This is a genomic window from Caldimonas hydrothermalis (assembly GCF_056746695.1).
In genome coordinates, this window is the sequence record NZ_JBWQXA010000021.1 from 1 (window position 1) to 10,557 (window position 10,557).

General features: G+C 62.2%; 9 protein-coding genes and 1 pseudogene. 9 read left to right on the forward strand and 1 reads right to left on the reverse strand.

Annotated features, from left to right (window positions below; all coding sequences use genetic code 11):
* Nucleotides 1-274: 274 nt before the first annotated feature.
* Nucleotides 275-2,062, reverse strand: coding sequence for a phosphoenolpyruvate--protein phosphotransferase (gene ptsP, locus AC1ECW_RS15985; protein ID WP_409703651.1), 1,788 nt, complete (start codon nt 2,060-2,062; stop codon nt 275-277).
* A gap of 168 nt (nt 2,063-2,230) precedes the next feature.
* Between ptsP and AC1ECW_RS15990 the strand changes: the two genes are divergently transcribed.
* The 9 genes and pseudogenes from AC1ECW_RS15990 (at nt 2,231) to AC1ECW_RS16030 (ending at nt 10,397) form a co-directional block, all read left to right on the forward strand.
* The gene (locus tag AC1ECW_RS15990) at nt 2,231-3,466 is read left to right on the forward strand and encodes a class I SAM-dependent methyltransferase (protein ID WP_409703654.1); all 1,236 of its coding nucleotides are present in this window, start codon (nt 2,231-2,233) and stop codon (nt 3,464-3,466) included.
* Between the two features lie 10 nt (nt 3,467-3,476).
* The gene (locus AC1ECW_RS15995; RefSeq protein ID WP_409703657.1) at nt 3,477-3,800 is read left to right on the forward strand and encodes a DUF1840 domain-containing protein; all 324 of its coding nucleotides are present in this window, start codon (nt 3,477-3,479) and stop codon (nt 3,798-3,800) included.
* Between the two features lie 34 nt (nt 3,801-3,834).
* A complete protein-coding gene (locus AC1ECW_RS16000; RefSeq protein WP_409703660.1) occupies nt 3,835-4,467 on the forward strand; it encodes a YbhB/YbcL family Raf kinase inhibitor-like protein in 633 nt (210 codons plus the stop codon).
* Between the two features lie 66 nt (nt 4,468-4,533).
* On the forward strand, nt 4,534-5,193 hold the full coding sequence (locus tag AC1ECW_RS16005) for a histidine phosphatase family protein (RefSeq protein ID WP_409703663.1): 660 nt from the start codon (nt 4,534-4,536) through the stop codon (nt 5,191-5,193).
* Nucleotides 5,194-5,263: 70 nt separating this feature from the next.
* Nucleotides 5,264-6,304, forward strand: a pseudogene (locus tag AC1ECW_RS16010) (sterol desaturase family protein); the annotation flags it as partial.
* 398 nt (nt 6,305-6,702) lie between these two features.
* The gene (locus AC1ECW_RS16015; RefSeq protein ID WP_481202267.1) at nt 6,703-7,419 is read left to right on the forward strand and encodes a glycosyltransferase family 25 protein; all 717 of its coding nucleotides are present in this window, start codon (nt 6,703-6,705) and stop codon (nt 7,417-7,419) included.
* A gap of 149 nt (nt 7,420-7,568) precedes the next feature.
* Complete coding sequence (locus tag AC1ECW_RS16020; protein WP_481202268.1) at nt 7,569-8,261, forward strand: glycosyltransferase family 32 protein; 693 nt, start codon at nt 7,569-7,571, stop codon at nt 8,259-8,261.
* Between the two features lie 126 nt (nt 8,262-8,387).
* Nucleotides 8,388-9,398, forward strand: coding sequence for a glycosyltransferase family 2 protein (locus tag AC1ECW_RS16025; RefSeq protein ID WP_481202269.1), 1,011 nt, complete (start codon nt 8,388-8,390; stop codon nt 9,396-9,398).
* 36 nt (nt 9,399-9,434) lie between these two features.
* Nucleotides 9,435-10,397 carry a glycosyltransferase family 4 protein gene (locus AC1ECW_RS16030; protein ID WP_481202270.1) on the forward strand — a complete coding sequence of 321 codons (963 nt, stop codon included), beginning with the start codon at nt 9,435-9,437 and terminating at the stop codon, nt 10,395-10,397.
* The last annotated feature ends 160 nt before the right edge of the window (nt 10,398-10,557 follow it).

The following is a 10,557-nucleotide window of genomic DNA, read 5'->3' on the forward strand; positions in this document are numbered from 1 at the left end:
ATCGGCTGTATCTTGTTAAAGAACCCACCACACAAACAAAACCATCGCTTCGTTTGCGTCGCTAATCAGTGATCAGCGAAGACCGAGATTATTGCAAGATTTCGATTTCCTTGTCAAGCACTCGGTTATTTCGTCTGCTTCGTCGCATCTGGCGCCGTGCCTGCTTTAGGAAGGCGGGCGGCCTCGGTGCAGCAGCGAAGACCGTGACTGTAGCACGCTTTTGGGTTGCCCCGCCAGGGGCCGCTGACAGGGCGATGCCAGGACGGTCAGTCGCTCAGTGCATGGCCGCGTGATCGCGCGCCGCATCCGATCGCAGCAGCTGCCGACAGGTCTCCTGCGGGTCCTCGCTGGCCAGCACCGAGCCCAGGTGCTGCGCCAGCCGGCGGGTGTCGGCACGAAGGATGCGTTGCTTGATGGTGGCGATCTGCGAGGGATGCATCGAGAAGCTGCGCAACCCCATGGCCAGCAGCAACGCCGTGAAGGCGGGGTCGCCGGCCATCTCGCCACACACGCTCACCCCCTTGCCGGCCGAGCGCGCGCAGGCGATGGTGTCGGCCACCAGGCGCAGCACCGCGGGGTGCCAAGGGTCGTACAGGTGGGCCACGGTCTCGTCGGCACGATCGATGGCCAGCGTGTACTGGATCAGGTCGTTGGTGCCCAGCGAAACGAAGTCGAAATGTCGCACGAAGCTTTGGGCCAGCAAGGCGGCCCCGGGCACTTCGATCATGGCCCCCACCTCGACGTCGGTATACGGCAGCCCCGCATCGGTCAACTGCTGCTTGGCCCGCGCCAGGGCCTCGAAGGTCTGGCGCACTTCGCCCAGGTGGGTGAGCATGGGGATCAGCAGGCGCACTTTGCCGTAGGCGCTGGCGCGCAAGATGGCACGCAACTGCATGCGGAACATGCTGGGCTCGGACAGGCTCCAGCGGATCGCGCGCAGGCCCATCGCGGGATTGAGCGTGTGCTCGTGGCGCAGCTCGTTGTGGGACATGCGCTCCAGGGGCTTGTCGGCACCGATGTCGATGGTGCGGATGGTCACGGGCAGGCCCTGCATGGCCTGCACGGCAGCCCGGTAGGCCTCGAACTGCTCCTCCTCGCCGGGCAGCTCGCCGTTGCGATTCATGAAGAGGAACTCGGTGCGGAACAGGCCCACGCCGACGGCCCCGGCCTGCAAGGCCCCTGGTGCGTCCTGGGGCAGCTCGATGTTGGCCAGCAGTTCGACACGCTCGCCGTCGAGCGTGACGGCCGGCGTGTGGCGCAGCCGGGCCAGGCGCTCGCGCTCGAGTTCGCTTTGGCGCTGGCGGAAACGGTATTCCTCGAGGACGATGGGTGAGGGGTCGACGATGACCACGCCGGCATCGCCGTCGATGATGACCCAGTCGTCCTGGCGGATGAGATGGCTGGCTTCCCGTGCGCCGACCACGGCCGGAATGCCCATGCTGCGCGCGACGATGGCGGTGTGCGAGGTCTTGCCGCCCACATCGGTGACGAAGCCCTGGAAGATGCTGCGCTTGAACTGCAGCATGTCGGCCGGCGCGATGTCGTTGGCGATGAGCACGAGGGGATCCTCCCCGCCCCAGTCGCCTGGGTTGGGCGCGGGGGCGGTCGACAGCACCGAGCCGTTGCGGCCGAGGACCCGCAGCAGCCGCTCGACCACCTGCTCGATGTCGGCCTTGCGTTCACGCAGGTAGTCGTCCTCCATCTCGTCGAACTGGCGTGCCAGGACTTCGAGCTGGGCCGACAAAGCCCATTCGGCGTTGTAGTGACGCTCGATGATCCATTGCTTGGTGGCCCCGGTCAGCGCCTCGTCGTGCAGCAGCATCAGGTGGACGTCGAGCAAGGCCCCAAGCTCGGCAGGGGCGTCGGAGGGCATGTCGCGCTTCAGGCCAGCCAGCTCCTCGGCCACGGCATCGCGCGCCCGGCGCAGCCGATCGATCTCCGCCTCGACGCGGTCGGGGCTGATGAAGTAGTGGGCCACGTCCACACGGCTGGAGGCCACCAGGACAGCCTTGCCGATGGCCACCCCGCGGGCAACGGGCAATCCGAACACTTGGAGGGTCATGCGCGGATGCTAGCAGCGCGCCCCGCACCCAGCCAGACGGGACTCCCGGAGCCGGCGCCTGTCCGCATAGCGCACCGCCAGTCCTTGCCTTGGGCGGCTTCCATCGGTCAGACTCGGGGGGACGCTACGCCGTGCCGGTGGCGTTGCCTGATTTGTGGAGGATGCGCCATGTCAGGGCTCACGGGCCTGATCGAACAGAAGCTGGATGGCCTGCCGCGCAAGGTGGCGCTGGAATGGCCGGGGGGGCATGCAGGCACCCGAGATGCGCAGGTCCGGCTGCGGCTGCACGAACCGCGCTGGCTGGGTGCGCTGGCGCGCGGGCAGATCGGCGCCCTGGCCGATGCCTATGTGATGGGCCAGCTCGACATCGACGGGAACATGCGCGACCTGATGGCCGTGGCCGCCCGTCTGGTGGGCGATCCGGTCGCGCAGGGACGTCCCACCTGGTGGCAGCGCTGGTGGCGCTCGGTGCAGTCCCGCCGGCGCCATCGCAAGGAACGCGATGCGCGGCAGATTGAGTTCCACTACGACGTCTCGGACGACTTCTATGCGCTGTGGCTGGACCCGCGGCGGGTGTATTCGTGCGCCTATTTCCGCGAGGCGGACATGACGCTGGCCCAGGCCCAGGAAGCCAAGCTCGATCACATCTGCCGCAAGCTGCAGCTCGGGCCGGGGCAGCGCTTTCTGGACATCGGCGCCGGCTGGGGAGGGCTGCTGCTGTGGGCCGCGCAGCACTACGGCGTGCAGGCCGAGGGCATCACGCTGTCGCGCAACCAGCATGCCCACGTGAACCGGCTCATCGACGAGCTCGGCCTGCGTGGCAGGGTGCAGATGCATTTGCGGGACTACCGCGACATGCCCGAGGACCGCCCTTATGACCGCATCGCCTCGGTGGGGATGTTCGAGCACGTCGGACGCGCCAACCTGGTGGGCTACTTCGACAAGATCCGCCGCCTGCTGGTGCCTGGCGGCCTGGTGATGAACCATGGCATCACGGCCGGGGGAGTGCACAACGCCCAGCTCGGGGCAGGCATGGGGGATTTCATCGAGAAGTACATCTTCCCTGGCGGGGAGCTGGAGCACGTGTCGGAGGTGGCGCAGGCCCTGACCGAGGGCGGCCTGGAACTGCTCGACGCCGAGAACCTGCGCCCCCACTATGCGCGCACGCTGTGGGCCTGGTCCGACGCTCTGGAGGCCCGGCTGGACGAGGCGCGCGCGGTCACGAACGAGAAGACGGTGCGGGCCTACCGGCTGTACCTGGCCGGCTGCGCGATGAGCTTCGAGCGGGGCTGGATTTCGCTGTTCCAGTTGCTGGCCTCGCGGCCGAGCGGGGACCCGGTGCCAGGGCCGATGCGCGGCGCACAATCGGTCTATCCTTTCAACCGCAGCTACATGTACCGGTGAGGCCGGGGAGATGCTCTACAAGTTCAGGTCCAAGGCGGCTGGCGATGTGATCATGACGGGGGTCCACGGCGATCACGTGATGCGTCTGCTCGGCAAGACGCCGGGCGGCAAGGGCATCCTCGTGCCCGCGGAGATGCCGGCGGCGATCGCCGCCCTGGAACGTGCCATCGCCGAGGAAGAAGCCGAACGCCGGCGCGCCGAGGAGGAGGCCCAAGCCGAGGGCCGCAGCCTGCCACCGCAGGACGGCGTGACACTGCGGCAGCGGCTGTGGCCGCTGATCGAGATGATCCGGCGCTGCCATGAGGCCGGCAAGGACATCGTCTGGGGCGTCTGATGCCCCACCCCAAGCACAAGCACAGGAGACCGCGATGAAACTGTGGAGCCAGAGTTGGAACGACGGACAGGCCATCCCCGAGCGCTACGCGGCCGGGCGCCCCGATCCGCAAGGCGGTGTGACCTTCTCGGACAACCTGAACCCCCACTTGGCCTGGAGCGGGCTGCCGTCGGGCACGCAGTCGCTGGCGCTGATCTGTCACGATCCGGACGTGCCCAGCCGAGGTGACGACGTCAACAAGCCCGACCGGGAGGTGCCGGCCGATCTGCCGCGGGTGGACTTCTTCCATTGGGTGATGGTCGATTTGCCGCCCACGGTGAGCGAGATCGCCGAGGGCGAGTTCTCCAAGGGCTTCACGCCGCGGGGCAAGCCCGGACCGGCCACCTTGCATGGGGCGCGGCACGGACTGAACGACTACACGGGCTGGTTTGCCGGCAACCCCGACATGGCGGGGTCGTATTTCGGTTATGACGGCCCCTTCCCCCCCTTCAACGATGCCCTGGTGCACCACTACGTGTTCACGCTCTTCGCGTTGGATCTGGCGCGCTGTCCGGTCGAGGGGGCGTTCACCGGCGCCCAGGTGCGCCAGGCGATCGCCGGTCACGTGCTGGGCTCGGCCTCTTTCGTGGGCACCTACACCCTGAATCGGCGCCTGCGCGCAGGCTGAACGACCATCGGGACGGCCGGATGCGCCGGCCCCCGCCGCCGCACTGCCCCCTCCACCCTGTCCTGCATGTCCCATCCCCAGCCCACCCGCATCCTGGCCATCCGTCACGGCGAGACCGCCTGGAACGTCGACACCCGCATCCAGGGCCACCTGGACATCCCGCTCAACGACACCGGCCGGCGCCAGGCCCGCCGCCTGGCCCGGGCCCTGGCCGATGAGAACCTGCAGGCCGTCTACAGCAGCGACCTGAGCCGCGCCCGGCAGACCGCGCAGGCGCTGGCCGAGCTCACGGGCTTGCCGGTGCAACCGGTCCCGGGGCTGCGCGAGCGGGCCTTCGGCCGTTTCGAGGGTCGGACCTTCCGCGAGATCGAGGCGCAATGGCCGCAGCAGGCCTTGCGATGGCGGCAGCGCGATCCCGAGTTCTGCCCGGAAGGCGGCGAGAGCCTGAACGTGTTCTACCGGCGAGTGGTCGAGCAGGCCGGGGCTTTGGCCTGCGCCCACCCCGGCCAGACGATCGCCCTGGTCGCCCACGGCGGCGTGTTGGATTGCCTGTATCGCGCCGCCACGCGGATCGACCTGCGCGCACCGCGCACCTGGGAGCTGGCCAACGCCAGCATCAACCGCCTGCTGTACACCCCCGAGGGCTTCACGCTGGTGGGGTGGGCCGACACCCAGCACCTGCAGGACCTGGCGCTCGACGAGATCCTGGAGAGACCGGGGCGCTGAGGGTCTGCCCGAAGTCCACGGCCGCTCCACGCTGCACACAATCGAGGCTTGTCTGGTTCAGGCGCGTCGCATGGAAGGTGCACAGATCATCGTTGTAGCCACCCCGGTCTTCCTGCTGTTGATGGCCGTGGAATACCTCGTGGGGCGCTGGCGCGGGCGCAACACCTACCGGCTCAATGACGCCCTGAGCAGCATCGGCCTGGGCATCATGAGCCAGGTGGTGGGGGTACTGACCAAGGCCCTGACCGTGGGGATCTACACGGTGGCCCACCAGCACCTGGCCTTGTGGGACCTGCCGGCCGATGCCTTGTGGGTCTGGGTGGCGGGGCTGCTGCTGTACGACCTGTGCTACTACTGGCACCACCGGCTGGGGCACGAATGTGCGCTGTTCTGGGCCGCCCACGTGGTGCATCATCAGAGCGAGGACTACAACCTTTCCACCGCGCTGCGCCAGACCAGCTCGGGCTGGATCGGTGGCTGGGTCTTCTACCTGCCGATGGCGGTGCTGGGCTTTCCTCCGCTGGTCTTCGGCGTGGTGGCGCTGATCGACCTGCTCTACCAGTACTGGGTGCACACCCAGCAGATCGGCCGGCTGGGCTGGTTCGACCGGGTGTTCTGCTCACCGAGCAACCACCGTGTGCACCATGCCGTGAACGACAAGTACCTGGACAGGAACTACGGCGGCATCCTGATCCTGTGGGACCGGCTGTTCGGCACCTTCCAGGAGGAGGACGACCGCGAGCCCTGCGTCTACGGCACGCGCAGCCCGCTGCGCAGCTGGAACCCGGTGTGGGCGAACCTGCAGGTCTATCGCGACCTGGTGCTCGACAGCTGGCGCGCGCGGCGCTGGAGCGACAAGCTGCGCGTCTGGTTCAAGCCTCCGGGCTGGCGGCCGGCCGACGTGGCCGAGCGCTTCCCCAAGGCGCCCTTCGACCTGTCGCGCCTCGAGCGCTACGACCCGCCGATGCCGACCTGGGCGCAATGGGCCGCCGGCGCCCTGTTCCTGGCTCTGCTGGGGGCCACCGCGGCCTTCCTGTGGCAGGCGCACACGCTGAGCCTGGGGGCACAGGCCGGTGGCGTGGCGCTCATCGTGCTGGGGCTGTGGGGGGTGTCGGTGTTGAGTACGCCCCAGCCACGGCAAGGGCCTGTTCTTCTTCCGACAGTAGGCTCGTCTGACACGCCTTCGAACAGATGATCTGCCAACACCATCATCTCGTGGCGCAACTGCCCTCGCAAAGTGCCGGTGCCGTCTTCTGCGGCTTGCACGACAATTGAGGCTGAAGCGCCCCTGCCGCTCCAACGTGGTCGGCCCTTCTTGGCTCGGCATGAGGAATCCCGCCTCAGCTCAAGCCTTGGCTTGCATAAAAGTGACGAACTTTCCACAGCCCATGCCGACCTTGCCGTTGAGAGCCTGCTACCGACCGGCACCCCCACCCACCGAACACCTGCATTGCCGACATGACAGGCGAGAAGGGCTGTCAAACTCGGCAGCAGCACCAGCCTGACGTCATGCAACTCTTTGTCATCAATTTGCGAGACCATAGTGCGCGATGGCGTGCCACCAGCGCAGCGTTTGCACAAGTCGGCCTTTATGTCGAGCGTTTCGAAGCCGTCAGAGGAACGGCCCTATCCGCCGAGGCTCTGGCAAGTTATTACAGTGCCGAAGGCAATCGAAAAGGCTTCTACCGTCCGTTGACGCCGGCCGAGATCGGTTGTTACGCCAGTCACATCAGTCTGTGGAAACACATGGTCCACCACAACTGGCCGTTTATAGCTGTATTCGAGGACGACGTAGTACCAGATGCCAGCCTACCCGAGGTGTTAGATAAACTAGAACGGGGACCGCTCGATTGGGACATGGTAAAGCTGATTGGACGGGGACTTGAATCCCCATCCCGCCGCGTAGCGTTGACCAAGGGCCATGATCTGGTCCACTACAGGCGGGTGCCAAGCCTGACTGGCGGCTATGTCTTATCTCTTAGTGGTGCAAACAAATTGTTGGATACCCGGCCCCCTTTCGGCCGGCCTATCGATGTTGATCTGCGGCATTGGTGGGAATGCAGCTTGCGCGTGCGTGGCGTATTACCCTACCCTTTACGGTCATCGGATGACAGTGTGATGTCTACCATCGGCTCACGGAAAATGCCTGGCGACATCGCGACACGTTGGCGCAAGCTCAAATATCAAGGGTTGTACACATGGTACAACTGGCGCTATCGCTCTTGAGGTAGCTGCCAGGGCTGAACAGAACCCTGTCTGCTTCAGGAGTGAACCCAGGTCCATGCAGGGGGCGGTTTCAAACCCGAAGTGCAACCACGAACCAGCCCTACGAATTTCTGGTGTACTGTTTAGAACGCTCCTTACCCTGATATCGCATGATCCCAAAAATCATTCATTATTGCTGGTACGGACACCAGCCCATGCCCGAGCAGCACCAAAGATGCATCGAAAGCTGGAACATGCATCTATCAGATTACAGAATTGTGCGCTGGGACGAAAAAAATACTCCGATTGATACCCCCTTCCTGCGCCACTGCCACAGAAACAAGCAGTGGGCTTTCATGTCTGACTATGTTAGAATGAGAGTCATTCATGAGTACGGGGGCATATATCTCGACACTGATGTCGAAGTGATCAAGTGTTTTGACCCTCTTCTATCCAACACATGCTTTATGGGTTATGAGTCGAAAGATCGAGTGAATACCGCCATCCTGGGAGCGGCAGCAGGGCACGAGTTCATGAGAAAATGCATGAAAATCATTGATGAACGACACGAGAAGAATTTGCCATACCTTATTGCGCCGCGCGTAGCGAAGATGGCCCTTGAATCCATGGAAAACAAGGATCTTGAAATCTATCCCGAGATATTTTTCTACCCCTATAACCCTTATGATCCCCAGAGACGCTCTACGGGCCTCATGTTCAGCGACATCAAACCAGAGACCTTTGCGATCCACCACTGGGGCAAGAGTTGGAAGAATCCAGATGGCAGTACAACAAGAAAGTTGATCCGGAAAATCAACGCGCTCTTAGAAGAATTTCGGCGCAAGGGGCCAACGTTACTATGAGAACCCACGCTCCATGAAATCACACTCTGAAATCAAAGCATCCCCAAGAAAACTGCACATCAGATTCTTTTTGCATCATGCGGCGCCGAGCCATTTGTTGATTCAAGGGGGGGCTCGAACCACATCATGGATCGCCCAAAGTTAAGTCTCTTGGTACCAGTTTACAACGCCGAATGCTATCTTGCTGACTGCCTTCACTCCATCTCGTCTCAACTCGACGAAAGATCGGAGCTCGTTGTTTATGATGATGCATCTTTTGACGGCAGTCTGAATATTCTTCATCACCACTCATTGGTCAAACCCTTGAGAATCATAAAGGGGACTCGTAACCAAGGCGTTGCGATCGCGAGAAACCAGCTACTCCAGCATGCTCGCGGAGAATATGTATGGTTTATTGATGCCGATGATCTGATGAACGAGGGGGCTTACAACAAAATCCTAGATGTACTTTGCAAGAGCACTGCCGATATTGATCTTGTCCAGACTGGCTACAACATAATCCAACAAGGCGGCCACAAGCTTAAACACAGAGAGGGTCTGATCGGAAAGAAAAGGGAGCCGCGGCTCAATAGAGCCCCCGAATGGGATCTACTGTACGGCATATCGAGGACAAACAACAATTACCTTTGGAACAAGATTTTCAAGAGACGCCTTGCTGAAGGGCTTTCATTCCAGCAAAGAGTAAACTTTGAAGATATAAGGTTTTTGACAGATCTCTTGTTACGATGCGAGGTTTACTATTGGCTGCCGGATGCGCTAGTCAGTTACAGGGTTCATCGAGGATCCACAACCCATCGCGCTGCAGATACAAAGTATATCGACGACTATATGAGTGCCTGCATAGACCGTGTGGAGAGTTGGCAACAGGTGGCAAGCGGCAGCACTAACCAACGACTCACTCTCGATCTACAGAAGATGGCAGCTCAAGCCTACTACAGAACAGCAAGAGAACTGATGCGTGCTGACAAGCCGAATCTGACAGTCCTGCACCACTTGTACTCTAAATATTTCGATACTTTCAACCTTTATGCTGAAAACAGCAAGCACATCGCTGGCGTCTGGCGAGAACCCAAGCTGTTCATCCAGTGGCGCAAGGTTGTTCTGTGGCAGCGGCGATTGGCCACTAACAAAATCTAATCAGAGATAGCAAACTCAATAATCACAGCGTGAAACATGAGGCCCGTCGCAGTGTTCAATGCGTTCCGCGAGCTTGGCGGATCCGAATGGGAAGCCTACGAGCTGTCGAGCAATTTGGGCAAGATCACCCCAACGTCTTGCTGGAGTGTGTCAAGCCGGCCGCACGCGCAATGGCGCAGGCGCGGCATCCGCATGCTTGGTCCACTTGATGCGTTGCAGATGAAGGACGTCAATGCTGTGCACGTGGGCACTTACTGGACGCCTAAGCCCTGGGCTCGATGGATGAAGCTCCACAGACGTATCGTGCTTGTCAATACGTTCGACTTCAAGGCGACGGAGGAATCCCTTCGACTCCTGGCTTCGATTGGCCCGTGCCCTGAGTTGGTGTATATCAGCGACTTCCAGCGTCGCATATTTGGCAGGCCTGGCGAGGTCCACCCCTCCCCGGTCGATCTTGAACGATTCCGTCCTAGAGAGCGAGACTATGAGAATCGCTTCATCGTCGGTCGGCTGAGTCGAGATGAATTCAACAAGCACCATTTGGTCGAAGACCCTCGTCTGTACCGCGCCCTGAACGACAAAGGCATTCCAGTGCGTCTGATGGGTGCAACGTGCATGCGACCTCTTCTGGCTGACTTGCCGAACACAAGCATCCTCCCTTCCGGAAGCATGCATGCCGAAGACTTCTTGCAGTCGATCGACTGCTTCTACTATTGGCCAGGTACTTTTCTTGAAAGTTTTGGGCGTGTGATCCTGGAAGCGATGGCCTGTGGCTTGCCCGTGGTTGCCAACAGGTATGGCGGCTACGCAGAGTACATCGACGACGGTCAGGACGGCTTCCTTTTCGATCGCCCAGATGAAGCCCTGGAAATGATCGCTCGGTTGCACCAAGAGCCGGACCTCCGCCGTCGTGTCGGGGAAGCCGCCGTTGCCAAAGCGCGCGCCATCTACGCGCCACAGGCTTTGGCCGAACGCAACCGCTTCTACTGCAGGGATTGAAACCACCCAGGCAGGCAGCGACACACACTGTCACAGGGCACTTCTCGAAACCTCCCTCCCCCTTGCAGCCCATGAGCCGGCATGATGGCGCCCATGATCACCCCGCGCATCAAGCCCTCGTCCTTCTGGCGCTCTCAGCCCGGCGCAGACCTGTTCGTGC